Annotated in this window: 19 protein-coding genes and 2 tRNA genes; 14 read left to right on the forward strand and 7 right to left on the reverse strand. The window is 30.5% G+C overall.

The features are described 5' to 3' along the window. The first annotated feature begins 1 nt into the window (after position 1). On the forward strand, positions 2 to 1,018 hold the full coding sequence (holA, locus tag CFPG_RS01460) for a DNA polymerase III subunit delta (protein ID WP_012573275.1): 1,017 nt from the start codon (positions 2 to 4) through the stop codon (positions 1,016 to 1,018). 988 nt (positions 1,019 to 2,006) lie between these two features. Here the strand turns inward: holA and CFPG_RS01465 are convergent. Continuing rightward, positions 2,007 to 2,945, reverse strand: a complete 939-nt coding sequence (locus CFPG_RS01465) for a ribose-phosphate pyrophosphokinase (RefSeq protein ID WP_012573276.1) — start codon at positions 2,943 to 2,945, stop codon at positions 2,007 to 2,009. A 33-nt stretch (positions 2,946 to 2,978) separates the two neighbouring features. After that, the gene (locus tag CFPG_RS01470) at positions 2,979 to 4,001 is read right to left on the reverse strand and encodes a branched-chain amino acid aminotransferase (protein ID WP_012573277.1); all 1,023 of its coding nucleotides are present in this window, start codon (positions 3,999 to 4,001) and stop codon (positions 2,979 to 2,981) included. 146 nt (positions 4,002 to 4,147) lie between these two features. Between CFPG_RS01470 and CFPG_RS01475 the strand changes: the two genes are divergently transcribed. The 7 genes from CFPG_RS01475 (at position 4,148) to mnmE (ending at position 10,657) form a co-directional block, all read left to right on the forward strand. Next, entirely contained in the window at positions 4,148 to 5,101 is a 954-nt protein-coding gene (locus CFPG_RS01475; RefSeq protein ID WP_012573278.1) for a methylenetetrahydrofolate reductase, read from the forward strand. A gap of 3 nt (positions 5,102 to 5,104) precedes the next feature. Continuing rightward, complete coding sequence (locus tag CFPG_RS01480; protein WP_012573279.1) at positions 5,105 to 6,241, forward strand: ATP-binding protein; 1,137 nt, start codon at positions 5,105 to 5,107, stop codon at positions 6,239 to 6,241. Between the two features lie 14 nt (positions 6,242 to 6,255). Further along, a complete protein-coding gene (locus tag CFPG_RS01485) occupies positions 6,256 to 7,323 on the forward strand; it encodes a PSP1 domain-containing protein (protein WP_012573280.1) in 1,068 nt (355 codons plus the stop codon). 47 nt (positions 7,324 to 7,370) lie between these two features. Beyond that, positions 7,371 to 7,895 carry a gliding motility lipoprotein GldH gene (locus CFPG_RS05155; protein ID WP_012573281.1) on the forward strand — a complete coding sequence of 175 codons (525 nt, stop codon included), beginning with the start codon at positions 7,371 to 7,373 and terminating at the stop codon, positions 7,893 to 7,895. A gap of 12 nt (positions 7,896 to 7,907) precedes the next feature. Then, a complete protein-coding gene (locus tag CFPG_RS01495; RefSeq protein ID WP_012573282.1) occupies positions 7,908 to 9,083 on the forward strand; it encodes an iron-containing alcohol dehydrogenase in 1,176 nt (391 codons plus the stop codon). Positions 9,084 to 9,151: 68 nt separating this feature from the next. After that, positions 9,152 to 9,226, forward strand: a tRNA-Pro gene (locus CFPG_RS01500). Between the two features lie 36 nt (positions 9,227 to 9,262). Next, positions 9,263 to 10,657, forward strand: coding sequence for a tRNA uridine-5-carboxymethylaminomethyl(34) synthesis GTPase MnmE (gene mnmE, locus CFPG_RS01505; protein WP_012573283.1), 1,395 nt, complete (start codon positions 9,263 to 9,265; stop codon positions 10,655 to 10,657). A gap of 2,207 nt (positions 10,658 to 12,864) precedes the next feature. Here mnmE and CFPG_RS01515 read toward each other — a convergent pair. Further along, positions 12,865 to 12,938: transfer RNA gene (locus tag CFPG_RS01515), tRNA-Met, on the reverse strand. Between the two features lie 713 nt (positions 12,939 to 13,651). On the opposite strand from CFPG_RS01515, the gene CFPG_RS01520 reads away from it, so the two are divergent. The 6 genes from CFPG_RS01520 (at position 13,652) to CFPG_RS01545 (ending at position 18,404) form a co-directional block, all read left to right on the forward strand. Beyond that, entirely contained in the window at positions 13,652 to 14,089 is a 438-nt protein-coding gene (locus CFPG_RS01520) for a hypothetical protein (RefSeq protein ID WP_012573284.1), read from the forward strand. A 132-nt stretch (positions 14,090 to 14,221) separates the two neighbouring features. Continuing rightward, positions 14,222 to 14,449, forward strand: coding sequence for a 4Fe-4S dicluster domain-containing protein (locus CFPG_RS01525; RefSeq protein ID WP_012573285.1), 228 nt, complete (start codon positions 14,222 to 14,224; stop codon positions 14,447 to 14,449). Between the two features lie 73 nt (positions 14,450 to 14,522). After that, positions 14,523 to 15,722, forward strand: coding sequence for an FprA family A-type flavoprotein (locus CFPG_RS01530; RefSeq protein WP_012573286.1), 1,200 nt, complete (start codon positions 14,523 to 14,525; stop codon positions 15,720 to 15,722). Positions 15,723 to 16,024: 302 nt separating this feature from the next. Further along, the gene (locus CFPG_RS01535; RefSeq protein WP_012573287.1) at positions 16,025 to 17,098 is read left to right on the forward strand and encodes a 3-methyl-2-oxobutanoate dehydrogenase subunit VorB; all 1,074 of its coding nucleotides are present in this window, start codon (positions 16,025 to 16,027) and stop codon (positions 17,096 to 17,098) included. Beyond that, a complete protein-coding gene (locus CFPG_RS01540) occupies positions 17,098 to 17,853 on the forward strand; it encodes a thiamine pyrophosphate-dependent enzyme (RefSeq protein ID WP_012573288.1) in 756 nt (251 codons plus the stop codon). The genes CFPG_RS01535 and CFPG_RS01540 overlap by 1 nt, the downstream gene beginning before the upstream one ends. Positions 17,854 to 17,858: 5 nt before the next feature. Then, positions 17,859 to 18,404: a 2-oxoacid:acceptor oxidoreductase family protein gene (locus CFPG_RS01545; protein WP_012573289.1), complete on the forward strand. Its 546-nt coding sequence runs from the start codon at positions 17,859 to 17,861 to the stop codon at positions 18,402 to 18,404. A 2,949-nt stretch (positions 18,405 to 21,353) separates the two neighbouring features. Here the strand turns inward: CFPG_RS01545 and CFPG_RS05485 are convergent. The 4 genes from CFPG_RS05485 to polA all read right to left on the reverse strand — a co-directional run bounded on the left by CFPG_RS05485 (position 21,354) and on the right by polA (position 26,888). Next, on the reverse strand, positions 21,354 to 21,536 hold the full coding sequence (locus CFPG_RS05485) for a hypothetical protein (protein ID WP_265348036.1): 183 nt from the start codon (positions 21,534 to 21,536) through the stop codon (positions 21,354 to 21,356). Between the two features lie 214 nt (positions 21,537 to 21,750). Next, positions 21,751 to 23,625 (reverse strand): tRNA uridine-5-carboxymethylaminomethyl(34) synthesis enzyme MnmG, encoded by a 1,875-nt coding sequence (gene mnmG / locus CFPG_RS01550; protein WP_012573290.1) that lies wholly within the window; start codon positions 23,623 to 23,625, stop codon positions 21,751 to 21,753. Next, complete coding sequence (gene ybeY / locus CFPG_RS01555) at positions 23,622 to 24,041, reverse strand: rRNA maturation RNase YbeY (protein ID WP_012573291.1); 420 nt, start codon at positions 24,039 to 24,041, stop codon at positions 23,622 to 23,624. Before ybeY ends, mnmG begins: the two co-directional genes overlap by 4 nt. Before the next feature lie 60 nt (positions 24,042 to 24,101). Next, a complete protein-coding gene (polA, locus tag CFPG_RS01560; protein WP_012573292.1) occupies positions 24,102 to 26,888 on the reverse strand; it encodes a DNA polymerase I in 2,787 nt (928 codons plus the stop codon). Positions 26,889 to 26,956 lie beyond the last annotated feature (68 nt).

The raw sequence follows: 26,956 nt of genomic DNA on the forward strand, positions 1-26,956 counted from the left end.
AATGACAAAAAATACAAGCTTCAAAACAATAGAAAATGCTATACGGGCAAAACAATTCATGCCTATATACCTATTTCAAGGAGAAGAAAGTTATTACACAGATCTACTAACTAATTTATTGATACAATCAGTTTTGGACGAAGTAGAAAAAGATCTTAACCAAACCATTGTTTATGGGTCAGAAACAAATGTCCCAAGTATTATTAATATTTGCCGAAAATATCCCATGATGGCAAAACGACAACTAATAGTTATAAAAGAAGCACAAGCATTGAAAAATATAAACGATTTAATTCACTATGTCAAACAGCCACTTTCCTCTACAATACTCGTCATCAACTATAAATATGGAAAATTGGAAGGAAGAAAAAAACTCGTTGACGAGATAGCTAAAGTAGGTATTATTTTTGAATCTAAGAAAATAATCAATAGTAAAATCCCTGATTTTATTATTGATTATTTAAAGGGAAAACAAATTGAAATAAATTTTCAAATAGCAAAAATTATAACCGATCATTTAGGAAATGATTTGAGTAAAATAGTTAAAGAACTAGATAAGCTTTCTATTGTTATACCCATTGATCAAAAGAGAATTACAGCCGATTTGATAGAAAAAAATATTGGTATCAGCAAAGATTTCAACAATTTCGAGTTGCAAAATGCTGTTGCCGTGAGAGATATATTAAAAGTCAATCGAATTGCTTTTTATTTTGAACAAAATCCCAGGAATAACCCTCTAATACTCACTTTAAATGTATTGTTTGGATTCTTTGTCAATCTTATGATTTGTCAATACGAAAAAGACCAATCCCAAAAACACCTTATGCAGGTTTTGGGATTTAAATGGAATTTTCAAATAGCTAATTATATACAAGCAATAAAACATTACAAACCAACTAAAACAATGAATAATATATCTCTCATTCGACAATATGATGCCAAGGCAAAAGGAGTGAAAAATTTTTCTGTAAATCAAGGAAAATTACTGGTAGAACTCCTTTATAAATTGATGCATTAAAACCACAAAAAAAAATAGATTTACTTCTTTTTTTAAAATATACAAAATGACCTATAACGCCATTGAATAAAAGGAAAAAATCCTTTCATAGATATAAGAATTAATATTCTTCGCAAAAAATGTAAAATGAGAAAAATTCAAAAAATTAGGGTAAAGCTAAAACTTAAAAATAGCAAACAATAAACAGTAATTTTATTATTTATACTATAGCTTAGTTTTAATCAATTACTTATGTTAGTACTTTTAACAAAGTACCAAGTGTAAGTATTACAGTTGTAACCAACACAAATACAATAGATTAGTTTTAATCTACTTGTCTCAATAACTAAAGGGTTTTATCAAAGCTCTTTAATAAATAAAAAACAAATGCAAAGAGACCTTTCACTTTAGCTTTCCTTTAAAGAAAAATGAGTCATTTTTGAGGTTCTTAGTTTTTATTAAAACAAACATGCTTTTTATATAGAATTAATTGCTTATTCCTTTTCACAAGATTTGATACCAGAGCATCAATGGTACCATTTTTTGTTTTGTTACATTGAAACCCTTTTCTATTTATCTTTATTTACCCACCTTGAAATAGAAGTTAAATCTCTATGAAAAAGGATAAACTGCTTTACCAACCATTATATTCCAAATTCATGGAAACTGATTTAACTCATATACTCACAAAAAATATAACAGCATGATTATATCAGATAATATCAGTATTGGTTCAAGAACACTACGGAAGTATAAGACTTCTACACAGAATTATCAATAAATAATTACCTTGTTGTGAACTGCAACCAATATAAAAAATACCAGTATAGTTTTCGGTACTTCTTGAAAAGGCTGATGAAAGTAGAACCTTAAACATAATAGTTTGTAACTGTACAAATATCCATATCGATAGTCACAAATCAATAAATATTCCGATATCTTAGCAACTTTCCGAAAATAAAATATATTTTCTATTCAGAGGTACAGAAGAAATGAAAAAGCTTTTTATTCACAATAGATAAAGAGAACTAATAGAAGCATTATTACAAACACGAATAATTGCAGTTGCAAATAATTCAGATATGGAAATAATTTTTACCTTTTTGCTTTTTTGAGAATAAGGGATAGTATCGGTAAAAATAATACCTGTTAATGCAGAATGATCTATACGAATAGAAGCAGGGTCAGACATCACTGGATGTGAAGCAATAGCCCTAACAGAATTAGCACCTTCTGCTATCATTAAATCGGCAGCTTTAGTAATCGTCCCGGCAGTATCTACCATATCATCTATCAAAATCACATCCATCCCTTTTATGTCTCCAATAATCTTCATATCTGATACTTCATTAGCTTTTTTACGCAATTTATAACAGATAACCATTGGTACATCTAGATGCTTAGCATAGGAATTAGCTCTTTTTGTTCCACCAACATCAGGAGTAGCAATAGTCGGATTTGCCAAATTCCATGTTTTAATTTCATCTATCAATATAGTAGAAGCATATAAGTGATCTACTGGTACATTGAAAAACCCTTGTATTTGATCAGCATGTAAATCCATTGTAATTAATCGGTTAATTCCAGCCACACTTAATAAATCAGCGACCAACTTAGCCCCAACAGCAACACGTGGCTTGTCCTTTCTATCTTGGCGTGCCCAACCAAAATAAGGAACAACAGCTATAATAGATTTTGCTGATGCTCTTTTAGCCGCATCAATCATCAAAAGGAGTTCCATTAAATTATCTGTCCCTGGAAAAGTAGATTGGATAAGAAATACATGAAATCCACGAATAGATTCCTCATAGGAAATAGCAAATTCACCATCAGCAAAATGCTCAATATTCATTTGCCCAAGAGGGCAATTTAAATTCTTACAAATTTTTTCCGCTAGATAGCGGGATTTTGTTCCCGAAAATACTTTATAGGAAATTTTCGTATCCATAAAAAATATTAGTTAGATTTTATTTGTTATAATTCACTTTCCAACTATTGTTACCCAACCAAATTTGTCTTCTTCATCTCCATATTGAATTGCTTTTAATTTATTATATAATTTTATACTAATAGGCCCAGGTTTTCCGTCTTTGGAAAAGATATATGATTGATTTTTATCTACGTCATCTATTCTATAGATAGGACTAATGACAGCTGCCGTACCACACATGCCTGCTTCTTCTAATGTTATTAATTCTTCAATCGGAATTTGTCTTCGTTCAACTTTCATACCTATAGAATCAGCAAGTTGCATCAGACTTTTATTCGTAATAGAAGATAAAATAGAACTCGATTTAGGGGTGATATATGTATTGCTTTTTATTCCAAAAAAATTAGCAGGCCCACATTCATCAATATATTTTTTCTCTTTGGCATCCAAGTACAACACAGCAGAATAACCTTTTTCATAAGCAATTTCTCCTGCTACTAAACTAGCAGCATAATTTCCTCCTACTTTATAAGCACCTGTCCCCAAAGGAGCAGCACGATCATATGCCCGAAAGATTCCTACTGAAGTAGCCTTAAATCCTTCTTTAAAATAAGGCCCAACAGGCATGACAAACACTACAAAAAGATACTCACTTGCTGCCTTTACCCCTACTTGTGCCGACATACCAATTAACAGTGGACGAATATATAAAGCAGCTCCACTTTCATAAGGAGGGACAAAGCGCTCATTTTTGTTTATCACTGTTATTATTGCCTTTTCAAACATATCAACTGGAAACTCTGGCATTAAAATTCCTCGTGCAGAAAATTGCATACGCAAAGCGTTTTCACGCATACGGAAAATACGAATTTTTTTATCTTTTCCTCTAAATGCCTTTAATCCTTCAAAAACTTCTTGTCCATAGTGCAAACAAGTGGCTGACATATGCATAGGTATTTGTTCCGAATTTGTAATCTCCAAATCACTCCATTTACCTTCACAATAATATGACCTTACATTGTAATCAGCTTTTACATAACCAAAAGACAACTCTGTCCAATTGATATTTCTCATATTATTACATTCTTCATATCTTAAACGTACCCTTCTCTTTTTTCTATTCTCGGATAGACAAACGCAAACTAAAACGTTTCGTATTACAAAGGTAATGTTTCACGTGTGATTTTATTATTATCTTTATAAAAATGTAAAATACATTTATGAGTGTCATTGATTTATTAAATAACGATTTCGAAACAAAATTTTCCTTCGAAATTTTACCTCCGCTAAAAGGCAATAATTTTTCTAAAGTGTGCGACATTATAGATAAACTACGTGAATTTATTCCGAAATATATCAATATTACTACACATCATAGTGAAAATATTTTCAAAGAAAATAATAATGGAACACTGACAAAAATTAATGTTCGCAAGCGTCCTGGTACAGTAGCTATAGCTGCTGCTATCCAGAATAAATATCATATTCCCGCTGTTCCCCATATTATCTGTAAAGGATTCACAAGAGAAGAAATAGAATATGCTTTGATTGATTTACAATATCTTGGTGTGACCGATCTATTACTCTTGCGAGGAGACGTCAATAAATTGGAGCAAGACAAAATTGATTCTAATAAAAGTCATGAACATACAACTGAATTGATTAAACAAGTAAATAACTTTAATCGAGGAATTGATTTATTGGGGAACCGTTTTGAAGAACCGGAAACACCTTTTTCTTTTGGTGTAGCTTGTTATCCAGAAAAACATGAAGAAGCTCCAAATATGGAATCAGATATCGCTTTCTTAAAACAGAAAATTGCTTTAGGTGCTGAATATATTGTTACCCAAATGTTTTTTGACAACCAGAAATATTTCGAATTTATATCTCGTTGCCATAGGGAAAATATTGCTATTCCTATCATTCCAGGAATCAAACCTATTATTTCACTTGACCAACTGACTGTTTTACCAAAAATATTTCGCATAGACCTTCCTGAAATATTGACAAACGAATTACGAAAATGTAAAACCAACGAATCAATCCAACAATTAGGTGTAGAATGGGGTATCCTCCAGTGCAAAGAACTAATCAATTCAGGTGTTCCAAGCTTGCATTTTTACACCTTTATGGCCACCGATAGTGTCCAAAAGATAGTAAAAGAAATATATTAGTCTATGTTTTTTAGAAATATTGTTGGGCAAACAATAATCAAGCAGCGATTAATTCAATCAGTAAAAGATGGTTTTATCCCTCATGCACAGCTGATCACCGGTAATCAGGGGACAGGTACACTTATTTTAGCTTTAGCATATATCCGTTATCTATATTGTACTAATCGGCAAGAAAAAGATGCATGTGGAACTTGCCCAAGTTGTCAGAAATTTGACAAACTTGTTCATCCTGATCTACATTTCATTTTTCCTATCATCAATAAAAAGAGAAGAGAAGATAAAAAAGAAGCTCTCTGCCATGATTTTCTCCCCGAATGGAGAAACTTTGTATTAACAACACCCTACGCAGATTTTACTTCTTGGCTCATAAACATTGGTGAAGAAAATGCTCAAGGTTTAATTTATGCAAGAGAAAGTGATGATATTATGCGTAAACTACGCTTCAAAGCTTATGAGGCTGATTATAAATCTGTGATTATTTGGTTACCGGAAAAAATGCACGAGACAGCAGCGAGTAGGTTACTAAAATTGCTTGAAGAACCTCCAGAAAAAACAGTTTTTCTTTTAGTATCTGAGGAACCTGACAAGATAATTGCAACCATTTGTTCAAGGATGCAAGTTATGGCTGTTCCACCTATTGCTGATCAAGATTTATTTCAAACTTTACAAGAAAAATATGATATTCCAGACCAAGATATTTGGCATGCAATACGTTTAGCAGAAGGAAGTTATGAAAAAGCAACAAAGATCTTATCCTCTGTAGAGGATAACGAGTCTTATTTGAATTTGTTTACAACAATTATGCGTAATTCATGGCAAAAAAACATCTTAAGTATAAAAGTAGAAACGGATAAATTTACTTCAATGAGTCGTGCTCAACAAAAAAAATTTCTAATGTATGCTCAACAAATGATAAGAGAAAATTTCCTTTATCGCTTGAATGAATTGAAAATAAACTTTATGAATCATAAAGAAAATGAATTTGCAATCAAATTTCATCCTTATGTAAATGAAACAAATGTCATTAAGTTTATGGAGGAGTTTTCTTTAGCAGAGCAACATATAGAATCCAATATCAATCCTCGTATGGTTTTTTTCGATTTATCAATGAAAATAATAGCATTATTAAATAATAACTAACATAACTAATAATTATGGAATATTGTTTGTACAGTGGACAATGCTGCATTACATCAAAGGGTTGCTGCGAAAAGCAATGTAGCAAACTTAATACATATGACTATTTGTGTGATATCCCAGAATCTCAACAAAATACTAACTATATAGAGGTTCAATTTAAAAATGCAAGAAAAGGATATTACTTTAATAGTGAAAAGATAAAATTTAAAAAAGGAGATTTAGTTGTTGTAGAATCTACCATAGGATATGATATTGGTACTGTTACCTTAACTAGTCAATTAGTCTTATTGCAAATGAAAAAACGTTGTCGTCCAAATACCGAAATAAAAAGAGTTCTCCGACAGGCTAACATGGTCGATATCGAAAAATTCAAAGAAGCCAAAGATAGAGAATATTTGACAACAATCCGTTCTCGAGAGCTTGCAAAACATTTAGAGTTACAGATGAAAATCAGTTACGTAGAATATCAAGGAGATGGAAGCAAAGCCACTTTTTACTATATAGCTGAAGAAAGAATAGATTTTCGTCAATTAATCAAAGATTTAGCTGCAGCTTTTCATATTCGTGTAGAGATGAGACAAATTGGAGTTCGTCAAGAAGCTGGTCAAATTGGAGGAATAGGTTCATGTGGACGAGAACTCTGTTGTTCAGGATGGATGCACAAGTTTGTATCAGTTTCCACAAGCGTTGCACAATTACAAGATATTTCTATTAATACACAAAAATTAGCTGGACAATGCACCAAATTAAGATGTTGTCTCAATTACGAAGTAGATACTTACATAAAAGCTCAAAAACATTTTCCCTCTCGTGAAATTCCATTAGAAACACGATCTGATTTATATTACTGTATCAAAGTGGATCTTCTTAAAAATCAAATGTACTACTCGAGCAATGTTAATAATACAACTAATGTAATTGCCATTTCTCCAGAAAAAGCTTTTGAAATAATCCATATGAATAAAAAAGGACACAAACCTTCAACTCTGGAAACAGAACAAAACAAACAATCCTCTAATTCATGTCAAGATGTTCTGAGAGGCAATCTTACCCGTTTCGATTCTTTTAGAAAAGAAAAGTGAGATAGATCTTATGAGTAAGGTACACAGATAAGACAAATTGCAAATAAATGACTAAAAATAAACAGAATTCTCTCCTTTTTTCTTTACAAGAAATTATACAAAATAACAAAGTGATACTGCTATTCTTATTTCCATCTCTTTTAACTTCTTGTACTTTCAATGAAATATTTTATGAATTCTATTCGTTTCCTTATTCAAAATGGGATAAGAAAACAGCTATACAATTTGAAGTTCCAGTAAAAGATATTTCCATATTCTATGATGTATTTTTTGAATTAAGACATACTAATACTTATCATTTTCGCAACTTGTGGTTAGTTGCAAACTACAGGATTCTTAATAAGAATAGTCGACAAGACACTATTTGCATTGAACTAGCAAATAGATTCGGTGAATGGTACGGAAGTGGCATACATTTGCGTTCTTATGTTTTCCCTTATCAATTAAATGTTCAGTATCCTGATACAGGAACATACATATATTCCATTCACCATGGAATGCAAGAAAATCCATTAAGGGGAATTTCAGATTTCGGCTTGAGAGTAGTAAAAAAACAGTCTAACAAAAAATAAGATAAATAATATATGAACAATTTTAGATTTTGTAGTCCGACAGAATTTATATTTGGCAAAAACACTATTTGCAAAGTAGCACAACTAGTTAAGCAATATGGAGGTTCTAAAGTCTTAATCCATTACGGCAATAAATCGGCTAAGAAAAGTGGTTTATTAACTCAAATAGAAAACTGTTTTCAAAATGAATTTATTGAGTATGTCAAATTAGGAGGAGTACAACCCAATCCAATAGATGAATTAGTTTACAAAGGAATAGAATTAGGCCGAAAAGAAAAAGTAAATTTTATTTTAGCGATCGGAGGCGGAAGTGTTATTGATTCAGCTAAAGCAATTGCCGCTGGAATTCTTTACAACGGCGATTTTTGGAATTTCTTTGAAGGAATTGTAACAATTAATCATGCATTACCTATTGCTACTGTCCTTACACTTCCTGCAGCAGGAAGTGAAGGTTCTCCTAATACTGTTATTACCAAAACAGATGGAATGTTGAAAAGGGGAATAGGTAGTTCATTTATTCGTCCAGTTTTTTCCATCATGGACCCGGTTCTAACTTTTACACTCCCAACATGCCAAACGGTTTATGGTATTGCTGATATGATGGCACATGTCATGGAACGTTATTTTACACAAACACAAGGTGTTGATATCACTGATCGTATGTGCGAATCTATTTTACTTTCTATCATTCACTCAGCAAAAACTCTTATAAGAGAACCAGAAAATTATGACGCTCGCGCCAATATCATGTGGGCAAGTACAATTGCCCACAACGGAATTTGTGGAGTGGGACGCGAAGAAGATTGGGCTACTCATGCCTTAGAACATGAATTAAGTGCCTTATATAATATAGCACACGGAGCTGGTCTTGCCGTTATGTTCCCTGCATGGATGCAGTATGTCTATACAGCAGGAATTGACCGTTTTGTACAATTTGCAACCCGTGTATGGAATATTGAAAATATTGGCAGCAAAAAGGAAATAGCTCTAAAAGGAATACATGCTTTAAAAGATTTCTTTTCGTCTATTAAGCTACCTATCAATTTCGAGCAATTGGGAGCACAAAAATCAGACATCGACAAATTGATAGATACGTTAAAAATTAATACAAAAGGAAAGCTAGGTAATTTTCTTCTACTAGATATGAACGACGCAAGGGCAATCTATGAAATTGCTGCGAAAAGGTGAAATTTTTGTAGACTTCATTTGATTTGCAAAAAATAATTACCTTTATATCCCTATCCTAATGATAGGAGCGAGGTGTAGCGCAGTCCGGTTAGCGCACCTGCTTTGGGAGCAGGGGGACGCAGGTTCGAATCCTGCTACCTCGACAAGTTTTAAGATATTAAAATTTACATTAACCGAATATGGAATCTGGAAACACGATTTGTGCAATAGCAACTCCTCCCGGTCAGGGAGGAGTTGCTATAATAAGGATTTCAGGTAAAGAAGCTCTTGCTATTGCAAGTAGAATTTATACACCCAAAGCAAAGAATATTACCACTATTGAAGATCAAGCTGCCTACACCTCAAGTTTTGGTATTATACATAAAGAAAATGAGATTTTAGATAAAGTTGTCGTATTTGTATTTCGCTCTCCTCACTCTTTTACAGGAGAAGATACAGTAGAAATAACATGTCATGGCTCAATATATATTCAACAGGAAATAATTAAATTGTTACTTGACAATGGATGCCATTTAGCTAGGCCTGGCGAATTTACTCAAAAAGCTTTCTTGAATGGTAAAATGGATTTATCTCAAGCGGAGTCCGTTATCGATTTAATTTCTTCTTCTTCTGCAGCAGCTCATCGTTTAGCATTTAACCAAATGCGAGGAGGCTTTGGTAAAAAATTAAAAAATCTTCGTTTTCAATTACTCAGATTTGTATCTCTAATTGAATTGGAACTGGACTTTGAAGAAGATGTAGAATTTGTAGATCGTGTAAAATTACTGGATTCAGTTCTTTCTATTAAAGATACTTTGTCACATCTAATTCAATCTTTTAGCTTGGGAAATGCTATTAAAAATGGAATTCCAGTAGTAATTATAGGTGAGACTAATGTTGGTAAATCAACTTTACTTAATCATTTATTAAACGAAGAAAAAGCCATTGTCTCGGAGATTCATGGTACAACACGAGATATAATAGAAGATGTTATAAATATCAGTGGCATTGCTTTTCGATTTATAGATACAGCAGGTATTCGTAATACGAAAAACGAGATAGAATTACTGGGCATTGAACGAACTTACCAAAAAATAAAAAAGGCATCTATCGTTATTTGGATGATTGATGCTACAAAATTCAATAAAGAAATAAAACACATTGCCGACCGTATTAGTCCATTAATAATGGACAAAAAATTAATCGTCATATTTAATAAAATTGATAAACTAAATCATAGTAAACAGTTTTTTTTAAAAAAAAAACTTCCTCATATCTCTGCTGAGTATATTTGTTTATCTGCCAAGTACAAAAGAAATACGGATATTTTAGAAAAAACTTTACTGGAAGCTGCAAAGCTTTCAAGCTTAAACTATAATGACATAATCGTCACTAATATGAGACATTATGAAGCTTTAAGATCGGCATTGGGAGCTCTTCAAAGGATAGAAGAGGGATTAAAAACAAATGTTTCTTACGAACTTATTTCACAAGATATTCGTGAATGCACACATTACCTTGGTGAAATAACTGGTGAAATTTCAACAGATGAAATATTAGAAAATATATTTAAAAACTTCTGTATTGGTAAATGACAATAATTGCAATTCAATTATCAATATTAACTAATTGAGTATCAATATTAACTAATTGAGTTGTTGCTTATGGTTGCAACCATAAGCAAACATCAGTTAAGTTAAGTTTAGTTTTTTTGCATTTGAACATCAAAAGATGCTGTAACATGTGTAACGTAGTAAAAAATTTACTAAAAAAATAATCTGGAATTTTCAGATCATTTGATAATTTTTTTGTAGGACTTTTTACCAAATTGCCAGATTCTGTGGATATCCTTATAATAAGGATTAGATAAAGTTAATCATTTCCTGTTTTCTTTGCAAATGCTCTTCTTGTTCGCTATAGAAGAAAAGTAGAAATTTCTGCCCTTTCATATCATTAACTAATGGAATATAGCCTTACTTACACCGAAATCTTCACAATATGAAGAGGAAATGCCATTAATAACATTTGATTTGATTCCATTCGATTATACTTCTAAATTCAGAAAAATCATTTTCTCTAAAAGTTTCCAACCTATCATTCAATTTTAGAGTGAAAATGATTGAATCTTCTTTTTGCTAGTTTCATTTTTTTTACGACCTGTGAAAATTTGATTGCGATTATCTTCAGGGTTATTCGCGAATAAATTTCGTTTTTGGTCTGCCGTTTCTATGTATTTAATCATTTTTTTAGGTCTTTTATTTTTTTCTCTTCCTAATTCTTCAAATAATTTTATGTTTAACGATTGAGAATTCAAGATAAATCCACATTTTTTTTACTTTGTAGTAAGTAATTTTTCTAATTATGCATTTCTAATTATGCATTGCCTCCCTCCTATAAAATCTGCTTCTATAACTCTGAGTTGATTTTCTTTCAAATCGGTTTTTTATTATTTCATTTTGTCCATACAATCACTTTTTCACAAAGTTTAAAACTTTTTGGTATTTCTCTATTGAAGGTTTGTTATCATTTGAAGGTTTGTTATCATTCTGTGAATGATTCAGACATTTTTTTATTTCTCTTTCGGATTGTAAAGCGCAACAAAATAAATACAAGATATATTTTGGTCCACACCCTTTCTTTTTTCTACTAATTCCCCAATAATAATGAGTAAGTGAATGCAGAATTTGCTTACTCAATTATAAAGTATAATATTTAGTTTGCCGATGCCTATTTCTAACTCATTTGCCAAAACAATACATTTCCATTAATTATCCTTCAATTCGTTTTCAACGTCAATCCAATAATCCACACTAAACCTGCACTACAAAGTATTGAAAGATAGCTATAGATATAATTAGGTTTAACAATTTCAAATATATTTTTTGTATCAAAACAAACCCAGTTTAAAGTATATACAAAACTATGGTAATTTTTGAGATCTCCCCTAATCAAATTAATTTTCCGCCTTCAGCTTTTTTTATAAAAAACAATTTGAAATTTTCGTACATCAGATTTTAACAATAAACAATGATATAACTTTACCATTTGATTGACAATATCTTACTCAACTCATTTGGTGACAATGGAAGTAGTTAGAAGTATAGGAACATCCCTTCATAAAAGTTTTACAAAATTTATGATACATTCGAATGTAGGTTTAGATTCTACCTAAAAACAAAACACTAACGTGCTGTATCAACACAAGCTACTATTGATAAATTTATTTTTGACGAGATGCTCCAAATCATTCATGGTTTTTCTGCATTGAAAAATCAATACAAAGAGTCTTCATTTTCTCTTGTTTCGCATCATCCCATTAGGATGAGTATTTTTTACTATTATTTTGTTTGCTATTAATACATTATACAGAAACTCCAAACAATTGTAATTTATTTATTTAGTCACGCATAATGCTAATCAAAGACAGAAAATATCACTGAAATTCTTAAAAAGAAGTGGAACAGGAAGCTAAAACCTATTTTTTTAATCGACAAAACCTTCAACCATTAAGAATTTTTTCAACGGCTCTCTATTATTGATCATAAAACTTCAACAGTTAAAAAGTCTTTTGCAATAACGTTTCCTCCTCCTTTCTATTCATAACTATGTAAATAAATTTATTTTGTAGTTCACTTATTTTACATTTATCCCCGTTAATTATTTTGTGTATTATTTAAGCATATATGAACTTTTTTTGTTAAAACAAAACTTCTAACATAAACAACATAAACACACTCTTGTACAACTATTTTAAAATTCAGTAAATAAACAATATCTAAAGATTCATATGTAAAAATACATGTAGCGAGAGGGGGATACGATCCCCCGCCCTCATGATTATGAATCATGCGCTCTAACCAACTGAGCTACCTCGCCTCAAATCCTCATACAAAAGTAAGGCAATATTTTTATATCCACTGCCCAAAAGTCAATACAAATGCTATAGAGAAATTTTAAAAAATTCAATTCCTATTCTTTTCTTGATTTTTTATATCTCTGTCGTTAATCCACAACGATAATTTATACTTGAATCTAACTTCTATAATATTTGAAAAAGTATAAGATTACCCAAATTTCTTTTGCGAATGGGACGGATTATTATCAGTAAATCAAATTCCCTATTTTTTTTTAGATATAGATGAATTCTCTGAATAATTGAAATCTTTTTTCTTAAAAAGAGAATTTGCAAAAGTGAGAAAAATAATTCATTATGCATTAACATAGCATTCAGATGATGAAAAATTAACCCATGATGTAATGTTTTCGTTAGAAGATTTCTACAAATGGAATAATTTATTTATTCATACCTACCTAACACTACAAAGACATTCAGGATCTTAAAGATAGACGAATATTAAGTTAATTGCTCTCATTCATTTGGAAATGGAAAAGGATGGCTTTTGTCTATAAAAAATGAAATACAAATACAAGAGAGATATAGTAATTCTTTCTAACATTTATATAACAATAGGAGAAAATCTGATTAAAAAGACCTTTTAAATTCTGCTATAAGATATAATTAACGAGGGGATTGCTATTTTGGGTTCTACTATTAACTCCTATTAGTTGTTACTTCAATCTTATTTTTTTTGAAACAGATTTTTTTGAAACAGAAAGAAAAAGTGTTGGAAACAATTAGTCAGATTAAACAATTAAATAATACATCATATGGAAAAATATGGAGTTGTTTAGGAAAAGCTTATTTTGCTTTACTTGAAACAAGTAGAGCTATTGAAGACTTTAAATTTGTCCAATTATTAGGTTATTGTACGCAATACAATTATTTGAATCCGATAATTAAATATCAATCTATCAAATACTTTGTAGGATCTCTAACAGAAATTAAAAAATATTTACGATTGTTTCAACAACATTACATAGCAAATATCCTCGCTGTTATCATTTGTTCTTACGTAGTAAAATGGAAAGAAGAACTTGTTTATATAAACGCTGCTTTAGAGGTAGTTTCCAAAATGAATTCCATTTTTTTGTACAAAAGTTATTTTTTTCTTAATCTTGGAGATTAAAAAAAGTAATGTCAGTATTGAAAAAAGATATTAAACGAACAAGGGTATACAAAGAGATTTAAAAAAAAAAATGGAAAAATTACAAAAACAATATCCTAATTTTTGTTAAATTGTTTTTAACAATAAAAGGTCATGACAAAAATACAAGGGAAAGTTTTGATAGATACCAATCGCTGTAAAGGATGTGGTCTATGCATAGTAGAATGTCCATTGAGAGTGATAGCCTTAGGGGAAAAAATCAATACTAAAGGTTATAACTATGCTCAAATAGAGAAACCGAGTGAATGCATCGGCTGTGCAAACTGCGGATACGTATGTCCTGATAGTTGCATAACGGTTTATAGAGCTAAGAAAAGATGAAGAAGTTAGCAACTCCAAACAACAATCTTGTTTGCAATTTTTTTTATCGATAATAAAAAACTACAATTATTTCATGGATATTAAAACCTTAAAAATAAGTGATTCTGTTCAATGGATTGGAGTATTAGATAAAAATATCAGAACTTTTGATATTATTATGGAAACGAAATACGGCACAACCTATAATTCTTATTTTATTAACGCACAAAAAAAAGCTATTGTAGAAACAGTTAAAATCACTTCTTGGGAAACTTATGAAACCAAAATGAGGCAAGTATGTAATCCTCTCGAAATAGAATATATCATTATCAATCATACAGAGCCAGATCATGTAGGTAATTTGCAAAAAACTTTGCAAATTTGTTCGAACGCCAAAGTAGTAGGCTCTCAGGTAACAATTAAATTTTTACAAAATCAGATGGGATACAATTTTCCTCAATTAGCTGTAAAAGATAATGATGTTATTGACTTGGGAAATAGGCATTTGACTATTATCAGTACTCCTAATTTACATTGGCCAGATAGTACTTATACCTATTTACAGGAGGAACAAATTCTTTTCACTTGCGATTCTTTCGGAGCTCATTTTTGTCACGAAGAAATGTATGACGACTTGGTAGGATATTACAATGATGCTTTTCAATATTATTTTGATGTGATATTAAAACCTTTCAGTTCTTATTTTTTAAGAGCCATTGATAAAATAAGAAGTCTACCAATAAAGACTATATGTACTGGTCATGGTCCTATTTTAAGGACTTATTGGAGGCAAATTGTAAAAAAAACAGAACAATTATGCTTGGAATATCTTAGTAACTATCCGGTCAAAAATCGAGTATTGATTGCTTTTGTTTCAGCATATGGATTTACTAAAACCATTGCAGAAAAAATCAAAGAGGGATTGGAAGAAGTAAAAGAGATTGAAATAGATTTTTGTAATATTGAAAAAATGGACACTGTTACGCTTTCAGATAAAGTAGCCAAAGCATCTGCCTATCTATTGGGATCACCAACCATCAACCATAATATGCTACCTCAGTTATACCAACTGTTTACCTGTATGAATCCGATTCGCGAAAAAAATAAACCAGCAAGTTGTTTCGGTTCTTACGGATGGAGTGGAGAAACCAATCACATTCTAATCTCCAATATTAATAATATGAAGATGAAATTTTTCGGAGAAACATTTTTTATAAAATTTAAGCCCCAAGAAAATGACTTCGAAAAAATTAAAAATTTTGGCAAAAAATTCGGACTTTTTGTTCGCAGTTAATATTTTTTAAAAAAATCAAGAAAATAATAATTATTTATGTTTGATAACATCAGAATTTTTTTTTCAGAAAAAGAAATAATAACTACCCATAATTACATCAGTTATGAACTGATGTTTCCAAGTAAAATTTTATTGTTGAAATTGTGAACGCATATCCATTGTTTTTTTACTAAAAGTTTATAACAGTATTGAAGATAATATTTATATCGAAAAAATATTCTTCGCACTATAACAAAAATAAAATGCTTTGCTATTCTTCTAAAAACTTCATAAAAGAAAAACCAAAGCAACTCTTTTAAAGAATGGAAGAAATAAAATTATTAAAAGGTAATGAGGCGATTGCTTATGCTGCCATTCGTTATGGCGTGGATGGATATTTTGGTTATCCTATTACTCCTCAATCGGAAATAATGGAAACATTGATGGAAGAAAAACCGTGGAAAACCACAGGAATGGTTGTTCTCCAAGCTGAAAGTGAAATTGCCTCTATCAGCATGGTCTACGGGGGTGCTGCTTGTGGGAAAAAGGTAATGACTTCATCTTCTAGTCCGGGGATTAGTCTAAAACAAGAAGGAATATCTTATATGGCAGGTGCTGAATTACCAGGATTAATTATAAATGTAATGCGTGGGGGACCCGGATTGGGAACCATTCAACCAAGTCAAGCCGATTATTTTCAAACAGTAAAGGGAGGTGGACATGGTGATTATAAATCAATTGTTTTGGCACCAGCTTCTGTTCAGGAAATGGCAGATCATGTAACACTAGGTTTTGACTTGGCATTTAAGTATAAAAATCCAGCAATAATTCTTACTGATGGAGTAATTGGACAAATGATGGAAAAGGTGATTTTACCTCCACAACGTATCCGAAAAACAGAAGAAGAAATCAGAAAAGAATATCCTTGGGCAACTTTAGGTAAGCCAGATTCACGTAAATCCAACATCATTACTTCCGTAGAATTAAACTCATTTCTCATGGAGCAAAGAAATCTCCGCTTTCAAGCAAAATATAGATCTATTGAAAAAAATGAAGTCTTATATGAAGAATTATTCTGCGAAGATGCCGATTATTTAATTGTTGCCTTCGGTTCTGCTGCCCGAATTAGCCAAAAAACAATAGAAATAGCTCGAAAAGAAGGAATCAAAGCAGGACTTTTTCGTCCAATTACTTTATACCCTTTCCCAATGAGAGAACTAAACCTTTATAAGGATAAAGTAAAAAATATTTTAGTTGTAGAACTAAATGCTGGTCAAATGATTGAGGATGTAAAATTAGCTGTAGAATGTCAAGTACCGGTTAAACACTATGGACGTTTGGGAGGAACTATTCCCACTTCACAAGAAGTATTGAAAGAATTGAAAAAACAAAATTAATGAATGGTATAATAAAGCCAGAAAATTTGGTTTATGACAAACCTCACCTAATGAATAATAATACAACACACTACTGTCCGGGATGTTGTCATGGTGTTGTGCATAAATTAGTGGCAGAAGTAATTGACAAAATGAGTTTAACTGAACGTGCCATTGGTATAGCACCAGTAGGCTGTGGTGTTTTTATTTATAATTATATAGATATTGATTGGATAAGTGCTGCACATGGTCGTGCTCCTGCAGTTGCAACTGCTGTTAAAAGATTAAATTCCAATAAGATGGTTTTTACTTATCAAGGAGATGGAGATCTAGCAGCTATAGGTATAGCAGAAACTATTCATGCCTGTAATCGTGGAGAAAACATTGCTATCATTTTTGTCAATAATGCTATTTATGGCATGACAGGGGGACAAATGGCTCCTACTACCATACTTAAAATGTTAACAACTACTTGTCCTGATGGACGAGATGCAACCTTAAATGGTTATCCATTAAAAATAGCAGATTTACTAGCTCAAATAGAAGGAACTTGTTTGGTTAGCCGTGAAGCCGTTTTCTCAGCAGAAGTTATCAAAAAAGCACAAAAAACACTTTATAAAGCGTTTAAAAACGCAATAGAAGAGAAAGGAACTTCAATTATAGAATTTGTCTCTATTTGTGCCTCAGGTTGGAAAATGGATCCTATTCAAGCCAACAAATGGATGATAAAAAATATGTTGCCTATATATCCATTGGGCACTATAAAAAATAAATAAATTATATGCAACATGAAATAATTATAGCCGGATTTGGTGGACAAGGCATCCTTTCTATGGGAAAAATATTAGCCTACGCAGGACTATTAGAAGGGAAAGAAGTAACATGGTTTCCATCTTATGGCCCTGAACAACGAGGAGGTACTGCTAATGTAACAGTTATATTGAGCGATGAACGAATATCTTCACCAGTTTTGAATGAATACAATATTGCTATTATATTAAATCAGCTTTCTCTGGAAAAATTTGAACAGACATTAAAAGCTGGTGGAGTACTTCTATATGATAAATATAGAATTACGCAGCTACCAACACGTAAGAATATTCGAATATTCGAAACGGATGCTACAAATACTTCTATCAAAGAAGGAAGTACAAAAGTACTTAACATGATTGTATTAGGAGGAATTATTAAAATAACTCAGATAGTAAAAATAGAAAGCATAATAGATAGCCTTAAAAAATCCCTTCCTGAACGCAATCACAAATTTCTACCTATGAATCAACGTGCTTTTTTTAAAGGAATGGATTTGATCAAAGAGATGAAGTAATAAAATGAAATTCTTTTATCCAAAAATTCGATAAAGTTTATTCCCAAGATTTAGAGAAAAAAAATTAGAAGAATTCTCTTTTTATTTTTTTACATTAAAATTTTACTCTCTCCAAACCGATTAGCATTTATGTGCGAACTTCTTGTTTGAAGACATATCTTATAGAATTTTTTTTAGTGAAATACATCTTAAATTGAAATAAAGTAAGTATTTAAATATGTTGGTCTTTGATATACCATGTTATCTGTTATGAAAAAATTATTGGAATAAAATGAAGAGAATAGACCCGATAGTTTTAAGCCTGTCTCCATATAAGAAAAGACATTTCCAGTCTTACACTCTAACTATAGAAAAGTATAAAACTCTTTTCCATGCATAGAGCACACATACTGCCCGCATTGTATAATGTCTCCAGTCTAATCTGACAAGAGAGGAAGTTGGATAAGAATTTTTTCAGTTAGCGAAGACTTGAACTACGATGTAAGGATTTCTACCAGTTTATTACTGTTTCCAGCAGTAATAAAGAAGAGTTGTTAAAACAACCTTTATCCAATTAAAAAAACAGAACGGTACAGTTATGAAAATAATAAAATTAGGAATTGAAACTGTAACACCCAAATACGGACGGAGTTTAGAATAAAATCAAGCAAAGCGTAAGTAACACTTACTAGTAAATAATAAATTTTGACAAAAAAACACTATGAAAGAATTAATTATAATCTTACTATTCCATATACTCTTATAGAATAATGTAAACCACATTGTTCTTTATCATAGTACCGATGATAAACATTGAATTTAACAATTCAATTCTGGTATATAGTTTCATTTTATGAAAATAAATACAATGACGAAATAAATATATAGAGCAGAAACGAAGATATACCTATAATGTTCGGTGTCCTTGTTTCATTGCCTTAAGCAAGAATTTATGTTTTACGGATAAGGGGAAAATTGAAGAAATTATTCACATAACATCATACGTGAATAATGAAAATAATACAAATATGTTAGACAAGGTAGTTAGCAAAGAAAAAAATTAATACTATCCATAAACAGATGGCAAAATTGTATTAAACTATATTAGCATTAAACAATGCAAAACTGTAAATAGGTATTCTTATCAGTTCCCTGATGAGTTATGGTTAAAACTCTAAATTTTTAATTAAAAAGAAAAGAAAGTATAGGCTTATTTTACATATAATGAAAATAAAAAATAATAGAAAAACCTTGTATCATAGAAATATTGAATGAGATGCTTAAAATTCTTCGCATAAGAATAACAGAGGGCTAAACCAAGGTCATGAAAAACATGATAATACACCATTACAGTATATCAAACCTTATACACATGTTACAAGGTATATTAACTGATAGAAAATTACTTGACAAAAGCAGTAAAAGCAAAAAAGGGAATTGGCAAATATAATTATTAATTATAATGTGAAAACATATGAGAATAATACAGACTATTATAATTTATATTTGGATATAAACAGAAATTGGAATTTATATACTTGTCCAGTAGACATATAAATGAAAGGGAGGAAATTTAATTGAATAAATATTTTTATAAAAATTATTATTTAGGAATAACAGCAACAATTCAAGCGATACCATAAAAGAAATATTATAAGGTAGATAGATGTATCTGGTATTGCATTTAATTTCAATAAAAGGCAGTATATATTTTAATACTTAGTGATAGTTTGTACTTTTTATTTATAGGCATGAGGTAACAAGCTACTTACTAATGTATAAATAGATTGAAGATATACGAGATTCTTGTTGAGGGACAAAAAAATATTGACGTATTGGACGAATGGATATGAGGGGATAAACATTGTTTGATTTCAAAATCAATTCTTTTCAAGGAAAAAATAGATAATGCCAAATTGAAATAGATATAGGCATCACACACTGTACACTTATTAAGAGGAAAAAGAACGACTTCCTATATCTATAGGCATAAATCTGTTTAAATAGTATTTTCCATCTTCAAAAATATAAGTTTGCTAAGGCAAAAATTACATAACTCTGTTTGCCTTAGCAAACAAAAAAAATAACAATTACTGTTGAAAATAATACAAAATATATACTAGATAGCACAAAAATCGAGAAAGAAACTAATATACACTTCTCTTGGGAAGACAAATTTGAATATATCATCAATCTTTACAAACTATTAAAACAAAATGAACCTTATGTTACCCAAATAATACAATTTCAATGAAAGTAAAAAGACACTATACCAGTGTTACAATATATTTAGACATAATAAAAAATGTTAGATAACATGATGTATTTAACGAAGAAAGCCAGGTAGATTCAATCTATCCATTGTTCATAGATAATTTGAATTTACAAAACATTTTATATCATGGAATATTTAAATAGACATTAATACCCCTATTTATTAAAGAATGACAGATAGGAAAATCCACAAATTTCCTGATAAATGTTAAAAAAGAATGAAATTATTGAAGTAATGGGAAAGTCTTTAAAAAATAGGACTGATTACTATGGTAACACATGATCCAGAAAACTTCAACCATTTCATCATGTATGAAATAGATATTTGAATAGATCAAAGAATAAATATTCTCCAAAAACTCGTATATTTTTTCTATTAGTTTTTTACTAATAACTTTTCTATTTCTATGCTCATATCCGGTTGTTCTTCAATCTAACTAGTGTATTATACAATACACTGGACCACAGACCTATGTATAACGTTTTTCCTTCCTTTCTGCAAAGGAAATTGCAAACTACCCCCACTCAACCCCATTAAAAGAGTGAATTGTAGTTCTTTAGATTCATCCACAAAGAACTAATTTTCCTTAAAATCCATTCTGAGTTTCTCTTTCTTACTTTTATCAATATTTTTTTACCACGTATATCCCACGATGAATAAGCCCCCCCTATTTTATCTACATTTATCTACTGATTTTACATTCCTGTTTCCTGTAAAGTTTTCCGAAGGGACGCCTTCGTTTCTACCGAGTCTACTTTGCTTTCAATCAAAGTAGACTCGGTAGAAACGATATATGTAACTTCTGTCTTCAGTTTCGTTGTTTCGCCTATTAGCAACACTTCCCTGACACGCGGTTTGATATATGAATATAAATTCATACTAATAAGATTTAGTTATAAATATATGGACACACTGTAATCAAAATTTTCTCCTCTCAATAAACTTCCCTCTACAATGAAAAAATAAAGATATTAAGTATAAGTTTTTTATAACTGTTGAGAGTTTACAATAAACAAGTATATATGATTATATCATACCAAATCACACTACATGCCAACATGATTTAATAGCCACAAGTATTGAATCTTCTTTTCATCTTCTTAATAATACCAATAATACATTAATATCATTAGGAGAAACACCTGGTATACGACTTGCTTGAGCAATTGTTTCCGGATCTATACTTATTAACTTCTGTTTTGCTTCTGTAGAAAGAGACTGAACAGTAGAATAATCTATTCTACCACGAATCTTTATATTTTCCAACCTGTTAATTTTTTCTGCAACAATTTTCTCACGAGCAATATATCCTTCATATTTTATGAGAATTTCCACTGCTTCTATTATTTCTTCTTTACAATCAGAAATTTTGTCTATTTGTTCTCTAACAATAGGTATTAAAAAAGAAATAATATTAATTGTTAATTGAGGGCGAAGTAATAAATCTGTCAATTTTACTTTATTTCGTAAGGGACTCGTCCCTATTGCTTCTAAAGCAGAATTGACTTGCTTTGGATCTACAGAATACAGACGAATGAAATCAATAATATTATCTATCCTTTTTTTCTTTTCCACTAAAGCATTATATCTACTCTTGTCAGCCAATCCTATCTGATAGGATTTTTCTGTTAAACGTACATCTGCATTATCTTGACGTAATAAAATTCTATACTCTGCACGGGAAGTAAACATACGATAAGGTTCATCTACGCCTTTAGTGACTAAATCGTCTATTAAAACTCCAATATAAGCTTCATTGCGAGCCAAAATAAATGATTTTTCATTATGAACATTTATATGAGCATTTATTCCAGCAATTAGTCCTTGTGCTCCTGCTTCTTCATAGCCAGTAGTACCATTGATTTGTCCAGCAAAAAACAAATTTTTAATCAGCTTTGTCTCTAAAGAATGATTTAATTGTGTAGGATGGAAAAAATCATATTCAATAGCATAACCCGGACGATAAATTCGTGCATTTCTAAATGCCGGTATTTTTTTTAAAGCCAACAATTGAATAAAAATAGGAAGAGAAGAAGAAAAACCATTTAAATAATATTCTTGTGTATTTATGCCCTCCGGTTCCAAAAACAGTGGATGTTGTTCTTTATAAGAAAAAGTAACAATCTTTGTTTCAATACTTGGACAATATCTAGGACCAATACCTTTGATTTTTCCATTGTATAATGGACTTTCACTTAATCCATCTTGCAATACTCCATGACAAGCCTTATTAGTATGTGATGTCCAACAACTAAGTTGTTTCATCGGACGACGAATAAAATCCAAATAAGAAAATTTATGAAAATCCACTTCTCCTTTCTGTTCTTCCATCAGAGAAAAATCGATACTACGGCCATCTATTCGGACAGGTGTTCCAGTTTTCATACGACTTTTCTTAAAACCAAGTTCAACCAACTGTTCTGTTATCCCAAACGAAGCAGGTTCTGACATCCTTCCACCACTAATTTTACTCTTACCAATATATAAAAGTCCATTTAGAAAAGTTCCAACGGCCAACACAATAGCTCTAGCTTGAAATTCAACATCTAAAATAGTTTTAACGCCAATAGCAATACCATTTCTAATAATTAAACTAGTAACAGTATCCTGCCAAATAAACAAATTTGGAATACTATCTAATACTTCTCTCCATTTTTTAACAAATTCTACACGATCGTTCTGAGTGCGAGGACTCCACATAGCAGGCCCTTTTGAACGATTTAACATACGAAACTGAATAGAAGTTTGATCAGCAATAAGTCCCATCTGTCCTCCTAAGGCATCTATTTCACGAATAATCTGCCCTTTAGCTATACCACCTACCGCTGGATTACAACTCATTTGGGCAATTCTATTCATATCCATTGTTATTAAAAGCGTTTTTGAACCTAAATTAGCGGCAGCAGATGCAGCTTCACAACCAGCATGACCTGCACCAATAACAATCACATCATAACCAAATGTCATGATCGAATTTTTTCCAAAGCCCTATTTTCACCTTCCCGCATTACTTTAATATCCTTGATTAATTTATCATTAAATCCACATAAATGTAATATCCCATGAATAATTACACGGTATAACTCTTCAAAATAATTCACATTATACTTCATTGAGTTATATTTTATCATATCCAAAGCAATAAATAAATCTCCCGAAATTATATCTCCTTTAGAATAATCAAAAGTAATTATATCGGTATAACAATCATGATTTAAATAAAAATTATTTATTCTCAGTATTTCATCATTGGAACAAAAAATACAAGTAATATCTCCTGCTCTTTTATTATAATCGATAAGTATTTGTTTTATCCAACGAGTTGTAATTTTCCGATTAATTGAAGGAAATTTACTATCCAAAGTAGTATACAATACCGCCATAAAAACATAGCTTTAACTGCAAAAAATACTTAAATAAGATTTTCATTCAAAAACTTATTATCAATGTGCTTCCAGCCAATTCTTTCCTATACCACAATTTACCACAAGTGGAACTTTTAAATGGGTTGCATGCTCCATCTCATAAACAACAATTTGTTTTACTTTATCCAATTCATCAATAAAAACATTGAAATTTAACTCGTCATGTACTTGTATAATCATTTTAGACTGTAAATCATTGTCTATTAATCGTCTATGAATTCTATTCATTGCTACTTTGATAATATCAGCGGCTGAACCCTGTATCGGAGCATTAATAGAATTCCGTTCAGCATATTTTCTTACGACTGAATTTCGTGAATTAATATCTGGTAAAAAACGCTTGCGGCGAAAAATAGTCTCTACATAACCGTCTTTTCTTGCAATAGCAATACTTCTATCTATGTAATTTTTTATATCTGGAAAAATCATAAAATATTTGTTTATCAATTCTTTAGCTATAAAACGCGAAACTTGCAGTTGTTCTGCCAAACCAAATACAGATATACCATAAATAATACCAAAATTGGTAATTTTTGCTTTCCTTCTCATATCACAGGTTATTTCAGCTAATGGAACACCAAAAATAATAGACGCAATCGCCGAATGAATATCTTGTCCATTTCGAAAAGCTTCTAACATATTTTTATCCTCACTCAAATGTGCCATAATACGTAATTCTATCTGAGAATAATCAGCTGATAAAAACAAACAATTATCATCAGGAATAAATACTCGTCTGATTTCCTTTCCTTCCTTATCTCTAATCGGTATATTTTGAAGGTTAGGACTATTAGAACTTAGTCTTCCAGTCGCTGTAGTTGCCTGATTATAAGTTGTATGAATTTTTTTATCTATAAAACTAACTAAAGTAGGAAGGGTATCTATATAAGTCGTAAGTAATTTCTTTGATTTACGATATTTTAATATTTCCCCCACAATTGGGTGTTTTTTTTTCAAATTTTCCAAAATACCTTCACTAGTAGCATATTGTCCTGATTTAGTTTTCTTGGAATTTTCAATAATCTTTAAGTGATCAAATAGAATTTCTCCAACCATTTTTGGAGAATTGACATTAAATATTTTCCCTGATATTTGAAATATTATTTTTTCTATACTCTCCAAATATCTATTCAAGACTACTGAATAATCTTTAAGGGCAGAAATATCTAATTTTACGCCAAATTCTTCCATATCAGATAAAACAAATACTAAAGGTAATTCTATCCTATAAAACAAATTTGAAAAATTACTTTTTCTTATTATCGGTTCAAAAATGTTTTTCAATTTCAACACAATATCGGCATTCTCACAAGCATAGTCTGCTAAAAGGCTTAAAGGTACTTGTCTCACAGACAATTGACTTTCCTTTTTACTACCAATTAATTCTTCTGTATTAATAATTCTATAATTAAGATAGGTTTTTGCCAAAAAATCCAAATTATGTAAATATTCCGGATTAATTAAATAATGAGCTATCAGTATATCAAATATTGGATAATTCATTCGTATTCCATACTTCTTCAAAACATTAATATCATATTTTAAATTTTGTCCAACTTTCAAAATAGTATCACTCTCAAAAATTTCTTTGAATAATTGAACAGTTGGTATTATGTCCCTTTTTCTTCCAAAAAAAGGAAGAAAATATGCTTCTCCTTCCTGAAGAGTAAATGCTATCCCAACTAATTCAGCAGATAAAGGATCTATTTCAATAGCTTCCGTAGTTTTTATATTAAAAGAAAAAAAATTCTGAATTTTAATTTTATTAATTAAATCACCTATATCAGACTGTTTATCAATTACACGATATTTATGAAGAACAGTGCTCAAATTATCAAAATTTGATAACACAGTTTCAGTCTTTTCATTATTTTTTTCTACAAACTTATCCGTAAAAAGTAAAGATGACGAAAATTGCTTCTTTATAGACAAAACGCTTCTTTTTTCTCCAAAAAATCGTGACACTAATTGATGAAATTCTAATTTTTCAAATATTTTTTTTAATACAGGTTTATCTATATCTTCTCTTATCAATTCATTTGGATTGAAATTGATAGGAACATCTGTTTTTATTGTTGCCAAAAACTTAGAAAAAAGTATAGTTTCTTTATTTCTCTCAATTTTCGTTTTTAATATTCCATTCAAAAAATGGACGTTTTTTAACAAATTTTCTATACTTCCAAATCTAGCAATTAACTTCTTAGCAGTTATCTCTCCAATTCCAGGACAGCCTGGAATATTATCTGAACTATCGCCCATTAAACCCAAAAAATCTATCATTTGAATTGGGGAAATAAAACCATACTTTTCTTTAATTTCTTTCACACCTAATATTTCAAATCCGTCTTTTCTATATCTAGGCTTATAAATAAAAATGTGTTCGTCTACCAATTGTCCATAATCTTTATCTGGAGTCATCATAAAAATTTCATAATCTCTAGAAGTTTTTTTAGCAACTGTTCCTATAACATCATCTGCTTCATAACCTGAAACTTCTAAAATTGGAATATGATATGCGGATACAATATCCTTAATAATTGGTATTGACAATCTTATTGTTTCTGGTGTTTCTTCTCTCTGAGCTTTATATTGTTTAAATACCTGATGACGAAATGTGGGTTCAATCGGATCAAACGCAACACCAATATGAGTAGGATTCTCTCTCCTTAATATATTATCCAATGTATTAACAAAACCAAAAATAGCAGAAGTATTGAATCCTTTAGAATTTATAAGAGGCATTTTAATAAATGAGTAATAAGCGCGATAAATTAAAGCATAGGCATCCAGTAAAAACAATTTCATATAAAAACTTTATCTAAAAATATTAAAGAAAATAAAGGTAAGTATATTACTTTTACGTTTTGTAAATG

The organism is Candidatus Azobacteroides pseudotrichonymphae genomovar. CFP2, from assembly GCF_000010645.1.
In the GTDB taxonomy this organism is placed as follows: Bacteria; Bacteroidota; Bacteroidia; order Bacteroidales; family Azobacteroidaceae; genus Azobacteroides; species Azobacteroides pseudotrichonymphae.

Coding starts and splice junctions, on each gene's coding strand:
- CFPG_RS01480 (WP_012573279.1), top strand. CDS start 5,105: ATGTTTTTTAGAAATATTGTTGGGCAAACAATAATCAAGCAGCGATTA.
- CFPG_RS01545 (WP_012573289.1), top strand. CDS start 17,859: ATGCAACATGAAATAATTATAGCCGGATTTGGTGGACAAGGCATCCTT.
- CFPG_RS01495 (WP_012573282.1), top strand. CDS start 7,908: ATGAACAATTTTAGATTTTGTAGTCCGACAGAATTTATATTTGGCAAA.
- CFPG_RS01530 (WP_012573286.1), top strand. CDS start 14,523: ATGGATATTAAAACCTTAAAAATAAGTGATTCTGTTCAATGGATTGGA.
- mnmE (WP_012573283.1), top strand. CDS start 9,263: ATGGAATCTGGAAACACGATTTGTGCAATAGCAACTCCTCCCGGTCAG.
- CFPG_RS01475 (WP_012573278.1), top strand. CDS start 4,148: ATGAGTGTCATTGATTTATTAAATAACGATTTCGAAACAAAATTTTCC.
- polA (WP_012573292.1), bottom strand. CDS start 26,888: ATGAAATTGTTTTTACTGGATGCCTATGCTTTAATTTATCGCGCTTAT.
- CFPG_RS01465 (WP_012573276.1), bottom strand. CDS start 2,945: ATGGATACGAAAATTTCCTATAAAGTATTTTCGGGAACAAAATCCCGC.
- CFPG_RS01535 (WP_012573287.1), top strand. CDS start 16,025: ATGGAAGAAATAAAATTATTAAAAGGTAATGAGGCGATTGCTTATGCT.
- mnmG (WP_012573290.1), bottom strand. CDS start 23,625: ATGACATTTGGTTATGATGTGATTGTTATTGGTGCAGGTCATGCTGGT.
- CFPG_RS05155 (WP_012573281.1), top strand. CDS start 7,371: ATGACTAAAAATAAACAGAATTCTCTCCTTTTTTCTTTACAAGAAATT.
- ybeY (WP_012573291.1), bottom strand. CDS start 24,041: ATGGCGGTATTGTATACTACTTTGGATAGTAAATTTCCTTCAATTAAT.
- CFPG_RS01525 (WP_012573285.1), top strand. CDS start 14,222: ATGACAAAAATACAAGGGAAAGTTTTGATAGATACCAATCGCTGTAAA.
- holA (WP_012573275.1), top strand. CDS start 2: ATGACAAAAAATACAAGCTTCAAAACAATAGAAAATGCTATACGGGCA.
- CFPG_RS01485 (WP_012573280.1), top strand. CDS start 6,256: ATGGAATATTGTTTGTACAGTGGACAATGCTGCATTACATCAAAGGGT.
- CFPG_RS01470 (WP_012573277.1), bottom strand. CDS start 4,001: ATGAGAAATATCAATTGGACAGAGTTGTCTTTTGGTTATGTAAAAGCT.
- CFPG_RS05485 (WP_265348036.1), bottom strand. CDS start 21,536: ATGAATTTATATTCATATATCAAACCGCGTGTCAGGGAAGTGTTGCTA.
- CFPG_RS01540 (WP_012573288.1), top strand. CDS start 17,098: ATGAATGGTATAATAAAGCCAGAAAATTTGGTTTATGACAAACCTCAC.